At 37.4% G+C, this 22991-nt stretch carries 21 protein-coding genes and 1 other RNA gene; 18 read left to right on the forward strand and 4 right to left on the reverse strand.

Going from position 1 to position 22991, the window contains the following annotated elements; translation table 11 throughout:
• Window positions 1-50: 50 nt before the first annotated feature.
• The 4 genes from ACXVYO_RS02480 to eno are packed head-to-tail and all read left to right on the forward strand — an operon-like array spanning window position 51 to window position 4875.
• Window positions 51-1235 (forward strand): phosphoglycerate kinase, encoded by a 1185-nt coding sequence (locus tag ACXVYO_RS02480; protein ID WP_458465937.1) that lies wholly within the window; start codon window positions 51-53, stop codon window positions 1233-1235.
• A 32-nt stretch (window positions 1236-1267) separates the two neighbouring features.
• A complete protein-coding gene (gene tpiA, locus ACXVYO_RS02485; RefSeq protein WP_001231043.1) occupies window positions 1268-2023 on the forward strand; it encodes a triose-phosphate isomerase in 756 nt (251 codons plus the stop codon).
• Window positions 2020-3549 (forward strand): 2,3-bisphosphoglycerate-independent phosphoglycerate mutase, encoded by a 1530-nt coding sequence (gpmI, locus tag ACXVYO_RS02490; RefSeq protein WP_001231145.1) that lies wholly within the window; start codon window positions 2020-2022, stop codon window positions 3547-3549. The genes tpiA and gpmI overlap by 4 nt, the downstream gene beginning before the upstream one ends.
• A 30-nt stretch (window positions 3550-3579) precedes the next feature.
• Window positions 3580-4875, forward strand: coding sequence for a phosphopyruvate hydratase (gene eno, locus ACXVYO_RS02495; protein WP_000103948.1), 1296 nt, complete (start codon window positions 3580-3582; stop codon window positions 4873-4875).
• Between the two features lie 50 nt (window positions 4876-4925).
• On the opposite strand, the gene ACXVYO_RS02500 is transcribed toward eno, so the two are convergent.
• Window positions 4926-5876 carry a nucleoside hydrolase gene (locus tag ACXVYO_RS02500; protein WP_458465938.1) on the reverse strand — a complete coding sequence of 317 codons (951 nt, stop codon included), beginning with the start codon at window positions 5874-5876 and terminating at the stop codon, window positions 4926-4928.
• Window positions 5877-6151: 275 nt separating this feature from the next.
• Between ACXVYO_RS02500 and ACXVYO_RS02505 the strand changes: the two genes are divergently transcribed.
• The 13 genes from ACXVYO_RS02505 to alo all read left to right on the forward strand — a co-directional run bounded on the left by ACXVYO_RS02505 (window position 6152) and on the right by alo (window position 19777).
• Window positions 6152-6520 carry a CidA/LrgA family holin-like protein gene (locus ACXVYO_RS02505; protein ID WP_000673220.1) on the forward strand — a complete coding sequence of 123 codons (369 nt, stop codon included), beginning with the start codon at window positions 6152-6154 and terminating at the stop codon, window positions 6518-6520.
• Complete coding sequence (locus ACXVYO_RS02510; RefSeq protein WP_458465939.1) at window positions 6517-7209, forward strand: LrgB family protein; 693 nt, start codon at window positions 6517-6519, stop codon at window positions 7207-7209. Before ACXVYO_RS02505 ends, ACXVYO_RS02510 begins: the two co-directional genes overlap by 4 nt.
• A 94-nt stretch (window positions 7210-7303) precedes the next feature.
• Window positions 7304-7537 carry a preprotein translocase subunit SecG gene (gene secG, locus ACXVYO_RS02515; protein ID WP_000557263.1) on the forward strand — a complete coding sequence of 78 codons (234 nt, stop codon included), beginning with the start codon at window positions 7304-7306 and terminating at the stop codon, window positions 7535-7537.
• Between the two features lie 162 nt (window positions 7538-7699).
• Window positions 7700-8440, forward strand: a complete 741-nt coding sequence (estA, locus tag ACXVYO_RS02520; protein WP_162937161.1) for a carboxylesterase — start codon at window positions 7700-7702, stop codon at window positions 8438-8440.
• Between the two features lie 142 nt (window positions 8441-8582).
• Window positions 8583-11021, forward strand: a complete 2439-nt coding sequence (rnr, locus tag ACXVYO_RS02525) for a ribonuclease R (protein ID WP_458465940.1) — start codon at window positions 8583-8585, stop codon at window positions 11019-11021.
• A gap of 373 nt (window positions 11022-11394) precedes the next feature.
• On the forward strand, window positions 11395-11862 hold the full coding sequence (gene smpB, locus ACXVYO_RS02530; protein ID WP_458465941.1) for an SsrA-binding protein: 468 nt from the start codon (window positions 11395-11397) through the stop codon (window positions 11860-11862).
• Window positions 11863-11988: 126 nt separating this feature from the next.
• Window positions 11989-12343: a transfer-messenger RNA gene (gene ssrA, locus ACXVYO_RS02535) on the forward strand.
• Window positions 12344-12732: 389 nt separating this feature from the next.
• The gene (locus ACXVYO_RS02540) at window positions 12733-13410 is read left to right on the forward strand and encodes a response regulator transcription factor (RefSeq protein ID WP_458465942.1); all 678 of its coding nucleotides are present in this window, start codon (window positions 12733-12735) and stop codon (window positions 13408-13410) included.
• A gap of 325 nt (window positions 13411-13735) precedes the next feature.
• Window positions 13736-14749, forward strand: coding sequence for a siderophore ABC transporter substrate-binding protein (locus ACXVYO_RS02545; protein ID WP_458465943.1), 1014 nt, complete (start codon window positions 13736-13738; stop codon window positions 14747-14749).
• A 19-nt stretch (window positions 14750-14768) separates the two neighbouring features.
• Window positions 14769-15785 (forward strand): ABC transporter permease, encoded by a 1017-nt coding sequence (locus ACXVYO_RS02550; RefSeq protein WP_061679285.1) that lies wholly within the window; start codon window positions 14769-14771, stop codon window positions 15783-15785.
• A complete protein-coding gene (locus ACXVYO_RS02555) occupies window positions 15782-16846 on the forward strand; it encodes an iron chelate uptake ABC transporter family permease subunit (RefSeq protein WP_166702690.1) in 1065 nt (354 codons plus the stop codon). Before ACXVYO_RS02550 ends, ACXVYO_RS02555 begins: the two co-directional genes overlap by 4 nt.
• Entirely contained in the window at window positions 16843-17595 is a 753-nt protein-coding gene (locus ACXVYO_RS02560) for an iron ABC transporter ATP-binding protein (protein ID WP_458465944.1), read from the forward strand. The genes ACXVYO_RS02555 and ACXVYO_RS02560 overlap by 4 nt, the downstream gene beginning before the upstream one ends.
• A gap of 643 nt (window positions 17596-18238) precedes the next feature.
• Complete coding sequence (gene alo, locus ACXVYO_RS02565) at window positions 18239-19777, forward strand: anthrolysin O/cereolysin O family cholesterol-dependent cytolysin Alo (protein ID WP_458465945.1); 1539 nt, start codon at window positions 18239-18241, stop codon at window positions 19775-19777.
• Between the two features lie 51 nt (window positions 19778-19828).
• Here alo and ACXVYO_RS02570 read toward each other — a convergent pair whose 3' ends face one another.
• From ACXVYO_RS02570 to ACXVYO_RS02580, 3 genes are all read right to left on the reverse strand, one after another.
• Window positions 19829-21109: a purine/pyrimidine permease gene (locus ACXVYO_RS02570; protein ID WP_458465946.1), complete on the reverse strand. Its 1281-nt coding sequence runs from the start codon at window positions 21107-21109 to the stop codon at window positions 19829-19831.
• A 127-nt stretch (window positions 21110-21236) separates the two neighbouring features.
• The gene (cynS, locus tag ACXVYO_RS02575) at window positions 21237-21659 is read right to left on the reverse strand and encodes a cyanase (protein ID WP_458466036.1); all 423 of its coding nucleotides are present in this window, start codon (window positions 21657-21659) and stop codon (window positions 21237-21239) included.
• Window positions 21660-21717: 58 nt separating this feature from the next.
• A complete protein-coding gene (locus ACXVYO_RS02580; protein ID WP_458465947.1) occupies window positions 21718-22299 on the reverse strand; it encodes a beta-class carbonic anhydrase in 582 nt (193 codons plus the stop codon).
• 167 nt (window positions 22300-22466) lie between these two features.
• Between ACXVYO_RS02580 and ACXVYO_RS02585 the strand changes: the two genes are divergently transcribed.
• Window positions 22467-22898 (forward strand): Lrp/AsnC family transcriptional regulator, encoded by a 432-nt coding sequence (locus ACXVYO_RS02585; protein WP_458465948.1) that lies wholly within the window; start codon window positions 22467-22469, stop codon window positions 22896-22898.
• Window positions 22899-22991: the final 93 nt, after the last annotated feature.

Here is a 22991-nt window from a genome sequence, read left to right on the forward strand (position 1 = left end):
GCTTTTGAGTGGGTTTTGTCAATCCTAACTAGTAGTCGGAGGGAAATCCAATGAACAAAAAATCAATTCGTGATGTAGATTTAAAAGGCAAGCGTGTATTTTGCCGCGTTGATTTCAACGTACCTATGAAAGAAGGCAAAATTACAGATGAAACTCGTATCCGTGCAGCTCTTCCTACAATTCAATATTTAGTAGAGCAAGGTGCAAAAGTTATTTTAGCAAGTCATTTAGGCCGTCCAAAAGGTCAAGCAGTAGAAGAATTACGTCTTACTCCAGTAGCAGCACGTTTAGGCGAGCTTCTTGGTAAAGATGTTAAAAAAGCAGACGAAGCATTCGGACCAGTTGCACAAGAAATGGTTGCAGCAATGAACGAAGGCGACGTATTAGTTCTTGAAAACGTACGTTTCTATGCGGGCGAAGAAAAGAACGATGCAGAACTTGCGAAAGAATTTGCAGCTCTTGCTGATATCTTCGTAAACGATGCATTCGGTGCAGCTCACCGTGCTCACGCTTCTACAGCAGGTATCGCAGACTACCTACCAGCAGTATCTGGTTTATTAATGGAAAAAGAGTTAGATGTACTTGGAAAAGCACTTTCTAACCCAGAACGTCCATTCACAGCTATCATCGGTGGTGCGAAAGTAAAAGATAAAATCGGTGTAATTCGTCATCTATTAGACAAAGTAGATAACTTAATCATCGGTGGCGGACTTGCTTATACATTCGTTAAAGCTTTAGGTCATGAAATTGGTCTATCTCTATGTGAAGACGACAAGATCGAACTAGCTAAAGAATTTATGCAACTTGCAAAAGAAAAAGGCGTAAACTTCTACATGCCAGTTGATGTTGTAATCACAGAGGAATTCTCTGAAACTGCAACAACTCAAATCGTTGGTATCGACTCTATTCCTTCTAACTGGGAAGGCGTGGACATCGGTCCTAAAACACGTGAAATTTATGCAGATGTAATTAAAAATTCTAAGCTTGTTGTATGGAATGGACCAATGGGTGTATTCGAAATGACTCCATTCTCACAAGGTACAAAAGCAGTAGGACAAGCATTAGCAGATGCAGAAGGTACATACTCTGTTATCGGCGGTGGTGACTCTGCAGCAGCTGTTGAAAAATTCGGTATGGCTGATAAAATGAGCCACATTTCTACTGGCGGCGGTGCGTCATTAGAATTCATGGAAGGTAAAGAGCTTCCAGGTGTAGTTTGTCTTAACGACAAATAAGTAGCAGCCAAAGGAAAAGGACGGTGCAAAGCATGCGTAAACCAATTATCGCAGGTAACTGGAAAATGAATAAAACTCTATCTGAAGCAGTTAGCTTCGTAGAGGAAGTTAAAGGTCAAATCCCAGCAGCTTCTGCTGTTGATGCAGTAGTTTGCTCTCCAGCTCTATTCTTAGAGCGCTTAGTAGCGGCAACTGAAGGAACTGACTTACAAGTAGGTGCACAAAACATGCACTTCGAAAAAAATGGTGCATTCACTGGCGAAATTAGCCCAGTAGCACTTAGCGACTTAAAAGTAGGCTATGTAGTACTTGGCCACTCTGAGCGTCGTGAAATGTTTGCTGAAACAGATGAGTCAGTAAACAAAAAGACTCTTGCAGCATTTGAACATGGTTTAACACCAATCGTATGTTGTGGTGAGACTTTAGAAGAGCGCGAAAGCGGAAAAACATTTGATCTAGTAGCAGGTCAAGTAACAAAAGCACTTGCAGGTTTAACAGAAGAGCAAGTTAAAGCAACTGTTATCGCTTATGAGCCAATCTGGGCTATCGGTACAGGTAAATCTTCTTCTTCTGCAGATGCAAACGAAGTATGTGCGCACATCCGTAAAGTTGTTGCAGAAGCTGTTTCTACAGAAGCTGCAGAAGCTGTTCGTATTCAATACGGCGGTAGCGTAAAACCAGAAAACATTAAAGAGTATATGGCACAATCTGACATCGACGGCGCTTTAGTTGGCGGTGCTAGCTTAGAGCCTGCTTCGTTCTTAGGTCTTCTGGGGGCGGTAAAATGAGAAAGCCAACAGCTTTAATCATTCTTGATGGTTTCGGACTACGTGAAGAAACTCACGGGAATGCTGTAGCACAAGCTAAGAAACCTAATTTTGATGGTTACTGGAACAAATTCCCTCACACAACGCTTACAGCTTGTGGTGAGGAAGTGGGGCTTCCAGAAGGTCAAATGGGTAACTCTGAGGTTGGTCACTTAAATATCGGTGCTGGCCGCATTGTATATCAAAGCTTAACACGCGTAAACGTTGCAATTCGTGAAGGTGAGTTCGATCAGAACGAAACGTTCCAAAATGCAATTAAAAGCGTAAAAGAAAAAGGTACTGCTCTTCATTTATTCGGTTTACTTTCTGACGGTGGTGTGCACAGTCACATGAACCATATGTTTGCTCTTCTTCGCTTAGCAGCAAAAGAAGGCGTGGAGAAAGTTTATATCCATGCATTCTTAGATGGCCGCGATGTTGGACCACAAACAGCAAAAGGTTATATCGATGCAACAAATGAAGTAATTAAAGAAACAGGAGTAGGACAATTCGCGACTATCTCTGGTCGTTATTACTCTATGGACCGTGACAAGCGTTGGGATCGCGTAGAAAAATGTTACAGTGCTATGGTGAATGGTGAAGGCCCTACTTATAAATCAGCAGAAGAGTGTGTAGAAGACTCTTATGCAAATGGTATCTACGATGAATTCGTATTGCCGTCTGTAATTGTTAACGAAGATAACACGCCAGTTGCAACAATCAATGATGATGATGCAGTTATCTTCTATAACTTCCGTCCAGACCGTGCAATTCAAATTGCTCGTGTATTTACAAACGAAGACTTCCGTGAGTTCGATCGTGGTGAAAAAGTACCTCACATTCCTGAATTCGTTTGTATGACACATTTCAGTGAAACTGTAGATGGTTACGTGGCATTCAAGCCAATGAATCTTGATAACACATTAGGTGAAGTTGTTGCGCAAGCGGGATTAAAGCAACTTCGTATCGCGGAAACTGAAAAGTATCCGCACGTTACATTCTTCTTTAGCGGTGGTCGTGAGGCTGAATTCCCAGGAGAAGAGCGTATCTTAATTAACTCACCGAAGGTTGCAACGTATGACTTGAAGCCTGAAATGAGCATTTACGAAGTAACGGACGCTTTAGTAAATGAAATCGAAAATGATAAACATGATGTTATCATTCTTAACTTTGCGAACTGTGATATGGTTGGCCATTCTGGGATGATGGAACCAACAATTAAAGCAGTAGAAGCAACTGACGAATGTTTAGGAAAAGTTGTAGAAGCGATTCTTGCAAAAGATGGTGTAGCACTTATTACTGCTGACCATGGTAATGCTGATCAGGAGTTAACTGCTGATGGTGGACCAATGACAGCTCATACAACTAACCCGGTTCCTTTCATCGTTACAAAAAATGACGTAGAGCTTCGTGAAGGTGGTATTTTAGGAGATATCGCCCCAACAATGCTTACACTTTTAAATGTGGAACAACCGAAAGAAATGACAGGTAAAACAATTATTAAATAATTTGCTTATATAAAAAGGAGAGAATTTATTATGTCAACAATTATTGATGTTTATGCTCGCGAAGTCCTTGACTCTCGTGGTAACCCAACTGTAGAAGTAGAAGTTTACACAGAAAGCGGCGCTTTCGGACGCGCTATCGTACCAAGTGGTGCATCTACTGGTGAGCACGAAGCAGTAGAATTACGTGACGGTGACAAATCTCGTTACCTTGGTAAAGGTGTTCTAAATGCAGTAAACAACGTTAATGAAGCAATCGCTCCAGAAATCGTTGGTTTCGACGTAACTGACCAAGCTGGTATCGACCGTGCTATGATCGAATTAGATGGCACTCCAAACAAAGGTAAACTAGGCGCTAACGCTATTCTTGGTGTATCTATGGCAGTAGCTCACGCAGCAGCTGACTTCGTAGGTCTTCCATTATACCGTTACCTTGGTGGATTCAATGCAAAACAATTACCAACTCCAATGATGAACATCATCAACGGTGGTTCTCACGCTGATAACAACGTAGACTTCCAAGAGTTCATGATCTTACCAGTTGGTGCTCCAACATTCAAAGAATCAATCCGTATGGGTGCTGAAGTATTCCATGCACTTAAAGCTGTATTACATGACAAAGGTCTTAACACTGCAGTAGGTGACGAAGGTGGATTCGCTCCAAACCTTGGTTCTAACCGTGAAGCATTAGAAGTAATCATCGAAGCTATCGAAAAAGCTGGTTACAAAGCTGGCGAGAACGTATTCTTAGGAATGGACGTTGCTTCTTCTGAGTTCTACAACAAAGAAACTGGTAAATATGACCTTGCAGGCGAAGGCCGTACTGGCTTAACTTCTGCAGAAATGGTTGATTTCTACGAAGAGCTTTGCAAAGACTTCCCAATCATCTCTATCGAAGATGGTTTAGACGAAAACGACTGGGATGGTCACAAATTATTAACTGAGCGTATCGGTGATAAAGTACAATTAGTTGGTGACGACTTATTCGTAACTAACACGCAAAAACTTGCTGAAGGTATCGAAAAAGGTATCTCTAACTCAATCTTAATTAAAGTTAACCAAATCGGTACTTTAACTGAGACTTTCGAAGCTATCGAAATGGCTAAACGTGCTGGTTACACAGCAGTTGTATCTCACCGTTCTGGTGAAACTGAAGATGCTACAATCGCTGACATCGCAGTTGCAACTAACGCTGGCCAAATCAAAACTGGTTCTATGAGCCGTACTGACCGTATTGCTAAGTACAACCAATTATTACGCATCGAAGACGAACTAGGCGAAATCGCTGTTTACGATGGTATCAAATCTTTCTACAACATCAAACGATAATTGTAGAAAATAACGACAGACCGTGAGAAATCACGGTCTGTTTTTTTATGTTAAAATTGCTCACCCGTCATAAGTGACATGAAATGTTTAAAGAAACGGTTATAATCAAAATCAATTGCGATTTGATGACTCGGCCAATCAGTAAATGGTTTAGATTCTCCTAAAGAACGAAATTCTCCAATGCTTGCTCCTTGTGCATAGGATTCCGTCATGACAGCGATAGGTGATTTATGATACGTAAACATAGAGTTATCAAGTAAAGCGAGTATTGGTATTGTGTCATGAAAGGGGCTTCCTTTTAAATCTGGTAGGGCATTTTTATAATATCCATAGTAATAATGATCGAATAACGGTTTGACAAGTGGGGCTTTTCCTTTTGCTTCAATGTATTCAGCCATTTCTGGTGTAATGACAGAATATTGAGTGACGTTTAACGGGTATATATACATGTTAGCTGTGGATTGAAGGACTATATTAGCAGCAGTAGGATCGCCATAAAAGTTTGCTTCGGAAATAGGTGTAACATTACCAGGGTGTAAAAAGGCACCGCCCATTACATAGTAAGATTTAATTTGCTTCATTAGCTGTTTACATAGGATGAATAAAATGGCGAGTGAGGTAAGTCTTCCTAAACTTACAATGATTAATTCATCTTTATATTGCTCAATAAGAGGGATAACTTCAAAAAAATTCTCCATTTCTCCGTTAGTGACATTCTCCTTTGGAATAATTGGCCCGAGCCCTTGTTTCCCGTGTACATTCGTAAAGAAAGCAGGAGGGGCACCAGTAAGCGGTTGTTCTGAACCACCAAATACTTTAATATTTCTATTTTTTGTTTCGTGCTTAAGAAAATGAGCATTTTGTACGGCCATTTCTTTTGGAACATTGCCGTAATCAGCAACAATGCCGATGATTTCTATTTCATTGATAAAGAATGCTAAGAGGAGGGCCATCGCATCATCAATCCCAGGATCACAAAAAATAAGAACTTTTTTGGGCATATGTTCACCACCTATCTTATTCATATATATGTAAGCTTAAGGATAAAAAGATTATTTTATTGAAATAACAACCTTATAAATTCAGAAAATAAAAACTTTTTATATTAGGTCAAGGTTTTTGACTTAATTTCTGCGCAGAAATCCAGTCATATCAAGGTTGTAAGCGTCTAACATAGGCTGTTTTTGCTGTCAAGTTGATAAATTGCAGCTTTTTACAATTTATACTATGATAAAGATATTAAGAGAAGATCGTATAAACATGAGGGATGATGAACATGAAATTTACAAAGATTCTTGTCCAAATTGCTGCTCTTTACGTCTTTTATATGGTTGGAACTTGGGTACAAGAAATGTTAAATATTCCGATTCCAGGAAGTCTGATTGGAATGTTCCTCTTACTTGTTTTACTTAGCCTAAAAGTTCTTCCAGTGAAATGGTTCGATTTAGGAGCAGAAACACTCGTTGCTATTATGCCGTTTTTATTAATTCCGCCAACGCTTGGCCTAATGAATTACGGTGCTTTTTTTATGAGTAAAGGAATTTCTCTTTTCATTACAATTGTAGCGAGTACATTTTTAATTATTATTGTCGCAGGACATACAGGACAATATCTTGCGAATAGAAAGGAAAGAGAGTCGCGATGAGCCAAATATTAATCGGAATTGGTTGGGTTCTTTTTACGTTGCTATTATACCAATTGTCTAAAAAAATCTATCAATTATTTCCAACACCATTCACCATTCCAATGCTTGTAGCAACAGGATTAATGGCTTTCTTATTTATCATGCTTGATATACCATATCAACATTATATGGAAAGTGGTGGCGGCTGGATTGCAAAATTGCTCGGACCCGGTGTTGTAGCCTTTGCAATTCCTCTTTATAAACAACGTCACGTTCTTCAAAAGTATGTTGTACCGATTGCTGGTGGCGTATTAGTAGGTACAACAGTTGCCATTGCGAGTGATTTTGCCATAGCATCACTTATGGGGACAGATAAAAGCTTAATTTTATCTTCTTTACCAAAATCGGTGACAATGCCAGTTGCAATGAGTGTTTCAGAGCAAGTTGGTGGTGTACCGTCATTAACAGCAGCGTTCGTTGTTATCGCAGGGATTACTGGAACGATTACCGGCCCGCTTTTATTAAAATGGAGCCGTGTTACAAACTCAGTTGGTAAAGGTATCGGGTTTGGATGTGCTTCTCATATTATGGGTGTTATGAGAGCGATGAAAAATAATGAACATGAAGGTGTTATTGGATCGGTAACAATGACATTAACAGCAATTTTGACATGTTTGCTCGGACCGTTATTTGCAATGATGTTTATGTAATAGAAGAAAAGCGAGAGCGACTCTATAGCTCTCGCTTTTCTATAGAATTTATGCTACAGTTAAAATAACTGAATCTTTGTAGGAGGTACGCCAAGTGCATACGTTATTATCCGTTTTACTTATTATTGTATCGATTTTAATGATTGTTATGGTACTTATGCAGTCTAGTAATAGCTCAGGCCTTTCAGGTGCAATTTCAGGCGGTGCAGAGCAATTATTTGGTAAGCAAAAAGCACGTGGAATTGAAGCAGTATTAAACCGTATTACAATTGTTTTAGCGGTTTTATTCTTTGTATTAACAATTGCTGTTACGTACTTAAATTTATAGAATTGAAAGAAGAAGCGTTAGTAAGTTGTACTAATGGTTCTTCTTTTTTTATTTTGCCATTTGAAAGATGTTTCTAATTAGATTATAGAAATATAAATATGGTACACTAAGATATAGAAAGAATACGACTAGATTACAGAAGAGAAAGAGGAGAAGTACATGATGAAATTAGCATCTCCGAAACCATTTACATTTGAGGGTGGAGACCGCGCTGTTTTATTACTACATGGTTTCACAGGAAACTCAGCTGATGTACGTATGTTAGGGCGTTTCTTAGAGAAGAAAGGCTACACTTGTCATGCGCCAATTTATAAAGGGCACGGTGTACCACCAGAAGAGCTTGTTCATACAGGTCCTGAAGACTGGTGGCAAGATGTAACAGAGGCATATCAGCTTTTAAAAGATAAAGGCTTTGAGAAAATTGCTGTTGTTGGATTATCACTTGGCGGCGTATTTTCTTTGAAATTAGGTTATACAGTACCGGTTTTAGGTGTAGTACCAATGTGTGCACCAATGTATATTAAGAGTGAAGAAACGATGTACCAAGGTATATTGGCATACGCCCGCGAATATAAAAAGCGTGAGCAAAAATCACCAGAGCAAATCGAACAAGAAATGTTGGAATTCCAACAGACACCGATGAATACATTAAAAGCATTACAACAATTAATTGCTGACGTACGTAACAATGTGGATATGATTTATGCACCAACATTTGTTGTACAAGCACGTCATGATGAAATGATTAATACAGATAGTGCTAACATTATTTATAACGGTGTAGAATCTACGTTAAAAGACATTAAATGGTATGAAGACTCTACGCATGTCATTACACTTGATAAGCAACGTGACGAGCTACATGAGGATGTATATAACTTCTTGGAGCAACTAGATTGGTAAGATCTAGTTGCCTCTTTTTTTCATAAGGAATTTTTTGTGAAAACTGTAAAAATCATAAGGGGAGTATTGAAGTTTCGCTTTATACATCCCCTATCTTTCGGATACACTAAATAATATAAGGTTTTAAAGGAGGTATTTTTGCTTGGAAGAAATCACACAAGAACATATTGATAAGTTGTTATTATTTATGAGAGAAGAAGCGTATAAACCGCTGACGATACAAGAGTTAGAAGAGGCATTTGGAATTGAAGGCTCTGAGGGCTTTAAAGATTTTGTAAAGGCACTTGTAATGATGGAAGAGAAGGGACTTGTTATCCGTACACGTAGCAATCGTTACGGTCTTCCTGAAAAAATGAATTTAGTACGTGGTAAGTTAATTGGACATGCACGTGGCTTTGCATTCGTTGTACCTGATGAGAAGAAGACGGGAGACGATGATCTTTTCATCCCGCCTACAGAGCTAAACGGTGCACTTCATGGCGATACTGTATTAGCACGCCTTAGTTCCCAATCGAGCGGTTCGCGTCAAGAAGGTTCAATTGTACGTATTTTAGAACGCGGCACGAAAGAACTAGTTGGTACATATACAGAATCGAAAAACTTTGGATTTGTTATACCTGACAATAAGCGCTGGACGAGTGATATCTTTATCTTGAAAAGTGCATCAATGGGTGCTGTAGAAGGCCATAAAGTAGTTGTGAAAATTACGAGCTATCCAGAGAATCGTTTAAGTGCAGAAGGTGAAGTTATTCAAATTCTAGGTCATAAAAATGATCCAGGAGTAGATATTTTATCTGTTATTCATAAACATCATTTACCTTTAGCATTTCCTGAAGAAGTGATGGAGCATGCAAACAGTGTACCAGAAACGATTTCAGAAGAAGATTTAAAAGATCGTCGTGACCTGCGTGACCAAATGATCGTAACGATTGACGGTGCAGACGCGAAAGATTTAGATGACGCTGTTACAGTAACGAAGCTTGAGAACGGTAATTACAAACTTGGCGTTCATATTGCGGATGTAAGTCATTACGTTCAAGAAGGTTCTCCAATTGATGTAGAAGCAGCGGAAAGAGCGACGAGCGTCTATCTTGTTGACCGTGTAATTCCGATGATTCCACATCGTCTATCTAACGGTATTTGTTCGTTAAACCCGAAAGTAGACCGCCTGACATTATCTTGTGAAATGGAAATTAACAACTTAGGTGATGTTGTAAAACACGAGATTTTCCAAAGTGTAATTAAAACGACAGAGCGTATGACGTATGCTGACGTAAGAAGCATTTTAGAAGATGAGGACGAAGAATTAATTAAGCGCTATGAGCCGCTTGTACCGATGTTTAAAGAGATGGGGCAATTAGCACAAATTTTACGCGAAAAACGTATGCGCCGCGGTGCAATCGACTTTGACTTTAAAGAAGCGAAAGTATTAGTGGATGAAGAAGGAAAACCGACAGACGTTGTTATGCGTGATCGTTCTGTATCAGAGAAGTTAATTGAAGAATTTATGCTTGTTGCGAACGAAACAGTAGCAGAGCACTTCCACTGGATGAACGTACCATTCATGTACCGTGTCCATGAAGATCCGAAAGAAGATAAGCTTGAGCGTTTCTTCGAGTTTGTAACGAACTTCGGATATGCAGTAAAAGGACGTGCGAATGAAATACATCCTCGTGCGCTGCAACAAATTCTTGAAATGGTTCAAGGACAGCCGGAAGAAGTAGTTATTTCAACGGTAATGCTTCGTTCAATGAAACAAGCGCGTTACGATGCGGATAGCTTAGGGCATTTCGGTTTATCAACTGAGTTCTACACGCATTTCACATCGCCAATTCGTCGTTACCCAGATACGATTGTTCATAGATTAATTCGTGAATATATCATTAACGGTAAAGTCGACCATGAAACACAAGCAAAATGGCGTGAAAACTTACCTGAGATAGCAGAGCATTCTTCTAATATGGAACGCCGTGCTGTTGAAGCAGAACGTGAAACAGACGAAATGAAAAAAGCAGAGTATATGGTTGATAAGATCGGCGAAGAGTATGACGGTATGATTAGCTCTGTAACAAACTTCGGTTTATTCGTAGAGCTTCCAAATACAATTGAAGGTCTTGTACATGTTAGCTACTTAACGGATGATTACTACCGTTATGACGAGAAACATTTCGCAATGATCGGAGAACGTACAGGTAACGTATTCCGCATCGGAGACGAAATTACAATTCGCGTTATTAACGTAAACAAAGACGAGCGTGCAATCGACTTTGAAATCGTTGGCATGAAAGGTACACCTCGTCGTAAGTTCAAAGATCGCCCAGTCGTGATCGAACAGCCAAGAACAGGCAGAAAGAAACGCGGTGGACGTAGCGAGCGCAGTAATGAGCGCGGCGGAGAACGTGGTACAGGTAGAAAATTTGACCGTGGTGGCAAAGGAAAAGGCACAGGAAAAGGAAGAGGATCAGCATCAGCATCAGCATCCGCTAGCCAGCCAGGGAAAAAAGATGGTAACGGCAAGAAGAAAAAAGCATTCTTCGAAAACGTACCAGGATTCAAGAAGAAAAAGAAAAAGCGTAAGTAAGAAAAGGAAAGCTTCGCTTTGATGAAAAGCGAGGCTTTTTCTTTTTTCTTGGTGGCTTGAGAGCGAGCCACTTTCGCTTTTTATTGTAATCCAGCTACAGTGGCTAGAATCTATTGGCCATTTCACGCCCTCGGACGAAGCAAAAAGCGCTTCTCTGTCGGGAGTTCCAATGTCCAAGGATTCTGAGCGAGCCACTTTCGCTTTTTGTTGTAATCCAGCTACAGTGGCTAGAATCTATTGGCCATTTCACGCCCTCGGACGAAGCAAAAAGCGCTTCTCTGTCGGGAGTTCCAATGTTCAAAGATTCTGAGCGAGCCACTTTCGCTTTTTATTAACATTTGTTACAATAGTAAAAATAGAGGAGGGACGTTATATGCCAAAGGGTACAGGTAAGATTATTGCACAAAATAAAAAAGCATTTCATGATTATTTCATCGAAGAAACATACGAGGCAGGGCTTGTCCTTCAAGGAACGGAAATTAAGTCGATTCGCGCTGGACGCGTGAACTTGAAAGATGCGTTTGCACGTGTACATAATGGTGAAGTATGGGTTCATAATATGCATATTAGTACATATGAGCAAGGCAATCGTTTCAATCATGATCCGCTTCGCACGAGAAAGTTACTTCTTCATAAAAAAGAAATTGAGAAGTTAACGGGTGCTTCCAAAGAAACAGGCTATGCGTTAGTTCCAGTTAGAATTTATTTAAAAAATGGATTCGCGAAAATGGCACTTGGTTTAGCAAAAGGTAAAAAGCAATATGATAAGCGTAACGATTTAAAAGAGAAAGAAGCAAAACGTGAAATTGCCCGCGCGTTCCGTGATCGTCAAAAGATGTAATACAGATATTTACATTTGTAAAACGGCGCGCGTATGATATAATAACTTATGTAAGATTGTTGCACATTGAAAAACAGCTCTTAGTAGCTATCACGATATTTTCTTCGTATGCTCCATTTTTATCATGGGGACGTTACGGATTCGACAGGGATAGTTCGAGCTTAGGTTGCGAGTCGAGGGGATCGGCCTCGTTAAAACGTCAAAGCCTATAATTGGCAAACAAAACAATCTTTCTTTAGCTGCTTAATTGCACTAAAGGTTCCTCCCTCCATCGTCCATGTGGTAGGGTAAGGGACTCAAACTAAGTGGACTACGCCGGAGTTCGTCGTCTGAGGGCGAAGGAAGAGAACAATCAGACTAGCAACTTGGAAGCCTGTCGATAGGCCGAAGAGTTCGCGAAATGCTAATATATCGACTACACTCGTAGAAGCTTAAGTGCCGATATTTTTGGACGTGGGTTCGACTCCCACCGTCTCCACCAATACATAACTGTTTGGTGGTTTTTTATTTTGTATGATATGAACCATAACTTTGCCAGGTTGGCTGGGTTATGGTTCTTTTTGTTTTGTGGTTTTATAAAATGCTTAAGTTGATAGAGGAGGGGCGTTACCCTTGAAACTTAAACTGAAGGAATAGTTATTGCTGATAAGCCGCTAAATACTGTAACTGCCCTTAATGATTAAATAATATATATTTAAATCTTCATATCTTTTGTGTTTCTATTCGTATCTATTGTAAGATTATATAGAGTTCTCCTAATAAGCTGTTATAATGGCTTTTTTAGGAATTTGATATTTATAAATCTTAAATTATTTTTTTGAGATAATTTTTTATCTAACTAAGTTATATTGAAGTAGAGGTGAACCATCGGTGAGGCAGGTGTTAGTAATTAAGAATGAGCGGTCTTTTGCAAAGAAAATCGTAAGCGGTCTAACGCAAGAAGGCTCTTTCATTTTAAAACTTCACAATGAAAACCAAGGTTTAAATATAATATATGAACAAGATTGGGATATTATCATATTGGATTGGGATTCATTAAGTATATCGGGACCAGAAATTTGCAGACAAATACGACTTGTTAAAACGACACCAATCATTATTGTGACTGATAACATTTCTAGCAAGGATTGCATAGCAGGGTTGCAAGCAGGAGCAGATGATTATATTAGAAAACCATTTGTAAAAGAAGAATTAGTAGCAAGGGTTCAAGCGATTTTAAGAAGAACTGACTGTATCCAGCAAAATGAGATAAACTTTTTTCAATTTAAAGATCTCTTTGTTGATGCATCTAGCAATATTGTGAAAAAAGGTGGCAAAAATCTCTCGCTTACGAAGCGCGAGTACGATTTACTTGTATTTTTAATTAAGAATAAAAATACAATATTAAGCCGTGAAATGCTTTTGAACCAGGTTTGGGGATATGACGTAGTAGTAAATCCGAATGTCGTAGACTTATATATTGGGTATGTAAGAAAAAAGCTAAAGTGCGAGAAGAAAGACAGATATATTCAAACGATACATGGCAGAGGCTATTCAATGGTTGAATGATAAAAATAAGATAATAAAGTAGTTTCTGTGAAATATTAGCTATTACTGCGCGTATTTTGTAAGGGAGGACTCTCTCTCGCATTCGTTGAGACAGTATTTAATGAAGGTTAATCAACAGTCCAGAACGCACATATTACTTTTTATACTTGATTTTATGAATTCACACCATTCACAAGATTTTCACAGAATTAATGACTATACTTATTTACAGGATGTTTAAATGAAAATGATTATCAATAGCAATTTAGATACATGAAAGTTACTATCTAATTCAATCTATGACGTCATCATTTTCGAACTAAATTACATAATAAGGAGTATACGTATGAAAAAAACTATGCTTTTAAAATTAGTAAGTATTCTAGCAATTTTCACTTTAATGTTAGTAGCTTGCTCAGATTCAGGTAAGGAAACTTCGAAAGCTAATAAAGGTGATAGTAGTGATAAGCCAAAAACGGTTGAAATCACTGATGCTCATGGAACTGTTAAAGTCCCTGTAAATCCAAAGAATGTAGTTGCTTTAGATAATAGAACTTTTGAAACTCTAGCTGATTGGGGAATTAAATTAGCGGCTGCTCCAAAGGATATCATGCCTGCGGATTCAGCATATAAAAAAGATGATTCAGTTAAAAATATCGGGAATCACCGCGAACCAAATCTTGAAATTATTGCAGCGGCAAACCCTGAACTTGTAATCGTTGGTCAAAGATTTGCTGATCATTACGAAGAAATCAAAAAATTAGTGCCAAATGCAGCTGTTATTGATCTTAATTTTGATGTTTCTGAGAAGGCTACTAAGCCTGGAGAAAACTTAGTAAAAGGACTTAAAGATTCTACAACTACTTTAGGAAAAATCTTTGCTAAAGATAAAGAAGCTAAACAATTAGTAGCTGATTTTGATAAATCTATTGAAAAAGCAAAATCTGCTTATAACGGAAAAGATAAAGTTATGAGTGTTATCGTTACTGGTGGGAATATTGGTTTTGCTGCTCCACATTCTGGTCGTGTTTGGGGACCAATGTATGAAATTTTCGGTTGGACTCCAGCATTAGAAGTGTCTAATTCTACTGCAGGTCATAAAGGTGATGACGTTTCTGTTGAAGCTATTGCACAAACAAATCCTGATTGGCTTTTCGTATTAGATCGTGATGCTGCAACATCTGATGCAGCTAAGTCAACACCTGCTAAGGATGTTATTTCTAAATCACCAGCTCTTCAAAACACAACTGCTGTTTCTAAACAACAAGTTGTTTATGCACCAGAAGATACTTACACAAATGAATCAATTCAGACTTATGTAGAGTTATTTGGAAATCTTGCAAAAACTTTAGCTAAGTAGTGTAAAGGGGTACGAAGCAGTGTCAAAAAATATGATTTCTAGGGTTGAGAATATTTCTCAACCCCAGTTTTATAATCACAATAAAATATGGACAAAACCTTTTATAATAGCGGTTATAGTTGTTATAATTTTAGGGATTATATCACTGTTTACTGGAGTTTATGATATACGTGGACAAGAGGACGGAATGGAGATGTTTTTCATCACTCGTGTTCCGAGAACAGTTGCATTAATGCTTACTGGAGCTGCAATGGCGATGGCAGGGCTCGTCATGCAACTCATTACACAGAATCGCTTTGTTGAACCTACTACAACGGGGACGATTGAATGGTCAGGCTTAGGCCTGCTTTTTGTGTATTTACTATTTCCTGCCCCAACTTTAGTTCAAAGAATGACGGGTGCAATCATTTTTTCTTTTATAGGAACTATGATTTTCTTTCTATTTTTAAGAAGAGTTAAGCTTCGCTCATCTTTAATTGTTCCGATTATTGGATTGATGCTTGGAGCAGTTATTTCTGCAGTGTCTACTTTTTTGGGACTCCTTTTTCAAATGACGCAAAGTATTGAAACTTGGTTTGTAGGTTCATTTGCTAACATTCAGGTGGGAAGGTATGAATATTTATGGCTGATTGTTATCATTACTTTGCTTATTTTTATGTATGCGAATAGATTGACTTTAGCTGGACTAGGAGAAGATGTCGCAACAAGCCTTGGCGTTAATTACAATAGAATTGTTCTTTTTGGGACTGCTCTTATCTCTGTTGCAGTTGGAATTGTTGCAGCTGTTATTGGACACTTACCTTTCTTGGGATTAATTGTGCCAAATATTGTTTCCATGTTTAGAGGTGATGATCTTAGAAGTAATTTACCTTGGGTTTGTGTGATTGGAATGGGGACAATAACTGCCTGTGACATCATTTCTCGAACAATAATAAAGCCTTTTGAAGTCCCTGTTTCTTTAATACTTGCAACAGTGGGAGCGGTCGTGTTTATTACTATTCTATTGAGACAAAGAAAACCAAGGAGGCTGCGATGATCACATTAGAATATAAAAATAAAGAAAATGTCGAAATCGATTCTAGCCTTCATAATGCAAGTAGATCAGCTAGTGCTTTTCGTTCTAAGAAGGAAGCAAGACGTTATTGGATTTTACTCATAGCATTGATTGCTTTAGGTCTCCTTTCTTCATATGGACTTTTAGTTTATAACAACCCAGTTCCGATAGATTCACCTTCTTTTATCCCAGTTGTTCAGAGAAGGATAGTAGCTATTGTTGCAATGATTATTGCGGCAGTTTGCCATAGCTTATCGACAGTTGCTTTCCAATCTATTACGAATAATAAGATTATTACTCCTTCACTTTTAGGTTTCGAATCACTTTATTCAGCAATTCAAACGAGTACAATATTCTTCTTTGGTGCTAGTGCATTAATAAACTTTAATGGAATTGGATCATTTTTATTTCAAGTTGTTGTGATGGTCTTCATGAGTTTGATACTTTATGGATGGTTACTTTCCGGTAAATACGGGAATTTACAACTTATGCTTTTAGTTGGAATTATTATTGGTACCGGGCTAAATTCTGTGTCAACTTTCATGAGAAAACTACTTGCGCCTTCAGAATTTGATATTTTACAAGCGAGATTATTTGGTTCTGTTAATCATGCAGACCCTGCATATTTTCCTATTGTAATTCCTATGATCATAATTGTAGCGGTATTAATTTTTGCTCATTCTAAGAAGTTGAATGTTTTGTCACTAGGGAAGGATGTTGCTACTTCTTTTGGGGTTAAATATCAACCTAGTGTAATTTATACGCTTGTGTTAGTAGCTATTTTAATGTCTATCTCAACCGCTCTAATTGGGCCACTTACGTTCTACGGCTTTTTAGTAGCAACTTTGAGTTATCAGGCGGCGTCAACTTATGATCATAGATATATTTTCCCAATGGCGTTTGCTATAGGATTTTTAATAATGACGAGTGCATACTTTTTAATGTATCATGTATTCCATGCTCAAGGTGTAGTTTCAGTTATTATTGAATTATTTGGTGGAATCATATTCTTAACTATAGTTTTAAGGAAGAGGGCTTTATGATAAAAATCGATAATGTTAAAAAGTTCTATACTGATAAGGTGAAAATAGGACCTTTGGATATTGAAATACCGAAAGCAGGCTTTACTTCTTTAATTGGACCAAATGGCGCTGGAAAGTCTACGACACTTTTGATGATTGGAAGACTTTTAGATATGGATGAAGGTCAAATTCAAGTAGCGAATATGGATGTTTCTGAATCCAAATCAAAAGACTTAGCAAAAGTTTTGACTATATTACGACAAGAAAATCATTTTGTAACGAGGCTTACGATTAGACAACTAGTTGGATTTGGGCGCTTTCCTTATTCAAAGGGAAGATTAACTAAAGAAGATGAGGTTATCATTTCTAAATATATTGATTTTCTAGATTTAACTAGTTTAGAGAATAGATATTTAGATGAGCTTTCTGGTGGTCAAAGACAAAGGGCATATGTAGCGATGGTATTGTGCCAAGAGACTGAATACGTGCTGTTGGACGAGCCTCTGAACAATCTCGATGTTGCGCGTTCTGTTCAAATGATGGAGCATTTGAGACGTGCAGCTAATGAATTCGGAAGAACAATTTTAACTGTTATGCATGACATAAATTTTGCAGCTAAATACTCTGATAAAATTTGTGCTATGAAAGATGGACAAATTGCTGCTTTTGGAACAGTAGAAGAGGTTATGGACCCAACACTTTTAACAGATATTTTTGAAACAAAAATAGAAATTATCAAAGGTCCTTATGGGCCAATCGCTGTTTATTAATTACGAAATGAGTATGCAAAAAAGCTGCTGTCTATATTTTATAGACAGCAGCTTTTTTTATGCGGTTTCCAATGATAACTCTGTCCCACAGGTATTTCATTATTTCCGGTCCTGCGACGCTTCCAACAATAAACTTGTAAATTACTCATAAAATGCAAAGGAATGCTTTACTTTTTCAAATATCTACGAAACGAAAAGTTTATCCCGCTTTAATGGGCAGTAAGACCCCCACCTCAAAATTCAGCGAAAGCAAAGAATTTAGGGGGGGCGGGCTGCCCATAAAAGTCCGATTGGTGAGGGCTAATAATCAGTGGGGGATGAAGAAAATCCCCACTGATTAAAGTTTCACTTTATCTCTGTATAACTTTTTATGAGGATTCAGCTTGGTTCTTAGTATGTAATATTGCATATAAGAGTGTATTGATAAAAGTGTAAGGGGTCACTATAATGAGGGCATAAAGATAGATCACATTTTCGTAGCAATAAAAAAGGAGGAAATAATATGGAAATCGCAATGGCTGTTTTGAAATTTGTAGGTGGCGTAATCCCGTTAATTCAAGAACTTTTAAAAGCATTTATGTAGGTTTATTAGTTAGCAATCATTTATCAATCATTATCATATCTTACTAAAAAAAAGAACGGGGTGATTTTTCTGAATATTAAGAAAAACACTAAAAGAAGAAAGTTCCTTGCATGTTTATTAGTTAGTCTATGCACTATTAATTATTCATCTATTTCCTTCGCAGAAACACAAGTAGGTAATGCAACTGATGTAATCAAAAATGCTAGTGGCATTGATACTGGTATAGCAAATCTTAAATATAATAATCAAGAGGTTTTAGCTGTAAATGGTGATAAGGTGGAGAGTTTTGTTCCGAAAGAAAGTATCAATTCAAATGGTAAATTTGTAGTAGTGGAACGCGAGAAAAAATCACTTACAACTTCACCAGTCGATATTTCGATTATTGATTCTGTGGTGAATCGTACGTATCCAGGAGCGGTACAACTTGCAAATAAAGCTTTTGCAGACAATCAACCGAGTTTATTAGTGGCTAAGAGAAAGCCTTTGAATATTAGTATAGATTTACCTGGCATGAGAAAAGAAAATACAATCACTGTCCAAAATCCGACATATGGTAATGTGGCTGGAGCAGTAGATGATTTAGTATCTACTTGGAATGAAAAGTATTCCGCAACACATACGTTACCTGCAAGAATGCAGTATACAGAATCTATGGTTTATAGTAAATCACAAATCGCAAGTGCCCTTAACGTTAACGCTAAATATCTCGATAACAGTCTAAACATCGATTTTAATGCGGTTGCAAATGGAGAGAAAAAAGTGATGGTAGCGGCATATAAGCAAATATTTTATACCGTAAGTGCTGAACTACCTAACAATCCATCCGATCTTTTTGATAATAGTGTTACTTTTGGTGAGTTAACTCGTAAAGGTGTAAGTAATTCGGCTCCACCTGTTATGGTTTCAAATGTAGCTTATGGTAGAACTGTTTATGTAAAATTAGAAACAACATCTAAGAGTAAAGATGTACAAGCTGCTTTTAAAGCCTTACTTAAGAATAACAGCGTCGAAACGAGTGGACAGTATAAAGATATTTTTGAAGAAAGTACCTTTACTGCTGTAGTATTAGGCGGAGATGCGAAAGAGCATAACAAGGTTGTTACTAAAGATTTCAATGAAATCCGAAATATCATTAAAGATAATGCTGAATTAAGTCTTAAAAATCCAGCATATCCAATTTCATATACAAGTACTTTCTTAAAAGATAATGCAACTGCTGCTGTTCATAACAATACAGATTATATTGAGACGACAACTACAGAATATTCAAGTGCTAAAATGACACTTGATCATTACGGTGCTTACGTTGCTCAATTTGATGTATCTTGGGATGAATTCACATTTGATCAAAATGGAAAAGAGGTACTAACACATAAAATATGGGATGGTAGCGGCAGGGACAAAACGGCTCATTACTCTACAGTAATTCCTCTTCCGCCAAATTCCAAAAATATAAAAATTGTAGCTAGAGAATGTACGGGTCTTGCATGGGAATGGTGGAGAACAATTATTAATGAACAAAATGTTCCATTAACAAATGAAATAAAAGTTTCAATTGGAGGAACAACATTATACCCAACTGCTAGTATTAGTCATTAGGTATAAAAAAGCGCCCTGTAAGTAGGGCGCTTTTTTACTTAATCGTAAATTTTACTCTTTCCAAAACTGTTCTAACAAAATAACAATCATAGTACCTACGAGTAGTCCATTACTTAAAACATATTGTAAAGAAGAAGGAATGCCGCTAAATGCGCTTTCTGGAAGAAACATTATTCCTAAACTGATTAATAATGTAATTCCCAATATAGTTAATCGGCGTTGATTTAATTCTTCACGTAAAGTGGATTGAAATGAAATGCCTATTACTTGGACAAATGTTGCTAAAAGTGCAGCATTAGCAATCGGGCCTGGAAGCAAGGATATAAAGCTTACAATTGAGGGGATAAAAGAAATACCTGCTAATATAAGACTTGCTATAAGGAACGACTTCACTTTTCTTTGTCCCGTTAGTTGAATAAATCCTGCTGATGCAGGTAATGGTACAATTCCAATTGTAGAGAACAACGACGAGATAATATGTGATATACCTCCGATCCATACACCACGGTTCAGTGTTTGCCTTTCATTTTCTTTAGATAACGGAGCCACTTGTTTTACAGCTGAAACAGCAGCAATTGTATTTGCAACTAAAAGAAATGTAAATAAAGTTGCAGTTAGAGTCATTCCAATATCGAATCTAGGCATGCCCCAAGCGAATATCTGTGGTAACTTAACTAGCGGTGTGTATGAAGGCATATGAGACGACTTTCCTAATAAAGCATACAAAAGCCAACCAATTGAAATGCCAAGTAATACAGCGTAACTTTTCATCCATCCTTTCCCTTTAATTGATAAGAAGGTAATCATGGCAAAAACAAAGAGTGCAATAGTTGCTGTTGTATAATCAGGATGAGTTGCAGCCCCTTGTAACCCCATCATTCCTTTTAGTAACACACCACTAAGCTGAAGTGCTAAGATTAAAAGAAAAGTTCCTGTAACCAAAGGTGTAAATAAACGTAGAATTCGATGTACAAGCCCTGTTATACCAAGAATGAAGAGTAATATACCTGCAATAATTAACCCGCCTTCTAAAAGTTGCAACACGTCTTTTGCACTTTGTCCCTGATGCATAGCGACTTGTCCCAATATGACAAATATACTTACCCATGAACCGGCTGGCCCATCCGCAATGGGATAACGATGTCCAAACCACGCTTGTATAAATGAACTTACTCCGACAACTAAAAAAGTTCGCTGCATTAATGTTGAAATATCTTCTATTGATAAATGAAATATGCCACCAATAATGATAGGCAATGCAATTGCATTTGCTAATAAAAAAACAAACCACTGTAGAATGCTAAAGCTCGCATTAGAGTATTTTTTATTCATGTTATTCTCCTTTATCGAAAAAGAATCTCATAGTAAAGATCCATCCTTTCTATACATTTAGATTAAAAAGGATGGATTTTGTAAATCTATAAAATTATTTTAATTATATAGATGAATTTTTGGTTAATTACCATGTACGGAACGGTAAGAATTTCCCGTTAAGTGTAATGACGATACGAGGGTCGCCACCTTGTGGATCTTCTTGTGTATCCACACCGAGGTTGAAGTTAATTGCACTCATTACACCTTCGCCGGCTTTTTCTAAGATTAATTCTCTAAGAGTTGGTGCGTATTGTAACATCATTTCGTATAGTCGATATAAGATTGGATCAGTAGGAGGCATTTGCATTACTTGCCCTCTAAGTGGAACTACTGTTAATGCTTGAACTACTTCTTCATCTAATTCTAATAGTTTACCGATTTTTTCTGCTTCCGGACGTGTCATTGTAGCTTGTCCTAATAATGCTGTTACAACCCAAGTCTCAGAGTTTTCACTTACTTTTGAGATTTCTTCCCATGTTAAACCTCTTGCGATTTTTGCTTCCATAATTTTTTGCGTAGCTTCTTATCTATTCATATTTAATAACTTCCCTTCATTTAAGTAATGATTAATGTTTCATACCATTTAATTTTTTATATCCATCGACTACTAAATCTAATTTACCTGTGTGAGGATCAATAACTAAACCATGTACAGGAACATCTTTTGGAATAAGTGGATGATTTCTTACTAAATCAACATTAGCTTGAGTCGAATCGCAGATATCATCGAATCCAAATAGCCATTTTTCAAGGTCAACACCAGCATATTTAATTGCTGATAAAATTTCTGGTGAAGCTACTCCACGATCTAATATTTTTTGAAGTGTTCCTTTTGGATTCGTTTGGCTCGCACCACATCTATGGTGTCCAATAAGGAAGATTTCATCTGCATTTAAATCGTATACTGACGCTACAACACTTTGCATAACACTATCGAAAGGAGAAGTAATTTTACCACCTGCATTTCTGATAACTTTTGCATCACCGTCGTGTATATCTAAAGCTTTTGGGAGTAGCTCAATTAAACGAGCATCCATGCAAGAAACAACAACCATACGTTTTTTAGGCATTTTTGTTGCTTCACGAGGAGCGTATTCCTTATTTTCTACAAATTGTTCATTGAACGATAGAATTTCTTGTAATAACATATTTGTAACCTCCTTTAAATCTAGATTTATTTTTTTGATGTGTCCTCTATGTTATAAGTGAATATACCTGATAAATAATGTGATGTAAGAGGATAAACTAAGTATAGTGAATTGTATCGATAAGCAGAATAAGTTGGCGAAACACTTTCGGGCTTTCTACTTTCACGGTGAAAGGATTGGTTTATATCATTGATCAAACAGATTTTGAGATACTGAAATTATTAGGAGAAAACTCGAGAATACAATGGAAAGAACTTGGTCAGAAAATACATATGACAGGGCAGGCTGTAGGAAATCGAATTCGGAGATTAGAGGATCTAGGAATTATTGAACAATATACAATTGCAATAAACCGAATCAAATTAGGACAAGTAGTGACTGCATTTGTTACTTTGTTTGTAACAACAGCTAATCATCAAGAGTTTATGAATTTCTTTCAAGGAGAAGAAGGGATTTCTGAGGTACACCGTGTAAGTGGTGAGGGGTGTTATTTATTAAAAATACATTTTGCTTCCAATGAAGACTTAGATAACTTTCTAGGGCGGCTATTAAAATACGGGAATTATCGTGTTAACTTATCAATAGGAAAGTTGAAATAAGGTTTCTTTTCCTTGGAGGGGATGGTAACATTATTTGCTAAGCCTTATTTGTATAGAGATAATGAAGTCGTTTAATGTTTATCTTAAATAGTC

It is taken from the genome of Bacillus sp. BC08, assembly GCF_054326875.1.

Excerpts from the sequence above, each read along its gene's own strand:
- ACXVYO_RS02510 (WP_458465939.1), top strand. The coding sequence starts at position 6,517 with ATGAGCCAAATATTAATCGGAATTGGTTGGGTTCTTTTTACGTTGCTA.
- gpmI (WP_001231145.1), top strand. The coding sequence starts at position 2,020 with ATGAGAAAGCCAACAGCTTTAATCATTCTTGATGGTTTCGGACTACGT.
- ACXVYO_RS02480 (WP_458465937.1), top strand. The coding sequence starts at position 51 with ATGAACAAAAAATCAATTCGTGATGTAGATTTAAAAGGCAAGCGTGTA.
- smpB (WP_458465941.1), top strand. The coding sequence starts at position 11,395 with ATGCCAAAGGGTACAGGTAAGATTATTGCACAAAATAAAAAAGCATTT.
- ACXVYO_RS02555 (WP_166702690.1), top strand. The coding sequence starts at position 15,782 with ATGATCACATTAGAATATAAAAATAAAGAAAATGTCGAAATCGATTCT.
- ACXVYO_RS02505 (WP_000673220.1), top strand. The coding sequence starts at position 6,152 with ATGAAATTTACAAAGATTCTTGTCCAAATTGCTGCTCTTTACGTCTTT.
- tpiA (WP_001231043.1), top strand. The coding sequence starts at position 1,268 with ATGCGTAAACCAATTATCGCAGGTAACTGGAAAATGAATAAAACTCTA.
- ACXVYO_RS02500 (WP_458465938.1), bottom strand. The coding sequence starts at position 5,876 with ATGCCCAAAAAAGTTCTTATTTTTTGTGATCCTGGGATTGATGATGCG.
- ACXVYO_RS02570 (WP_458465946.1), bottom strand. The coding sequence starts at position 21,109 with ATGAATAAAAAATACTCTAATGCGAGCTTTAGCATTCTACAGTGGTTT.
- ACXVYO_RS02580 (WP_458465947.1), bottom strand. The coding sequence starts at position 22,299 with ATGTTATTACAAGAAATTCTATCGTTCAATGAACAATTTGTAGAAAAT.
- ACXVYO_RS02560 (WP_458465944.1), top strand. The coding sequence starts at position 16,843 with ATGATAAAAATCGATAATGTTAAAAAGTTCTATACTGATAAGGTGAAA.
- estA (WP_162937161.1), top strand. The coding sequence starts at position 7,700 with ATGAAATTAGCATCTCCGAAACCATTTACATTTGAGGGTGGAGACCGC.
- ACXVYO_RS02545 (WP_458465943.1), top strand. The coding sequence starts at position 13,736 with ATGAAAAAAACTATGCTTTTAAAATTAGTAAGTATTCTAGCAATTTTC.
- eno (WP_000103948.1), top strand. The coding sequence starts at position 3,580 with ATGTCAACAATTATTGATGTTTATGCTCGCGAAGTCCTTGACTCTCGT.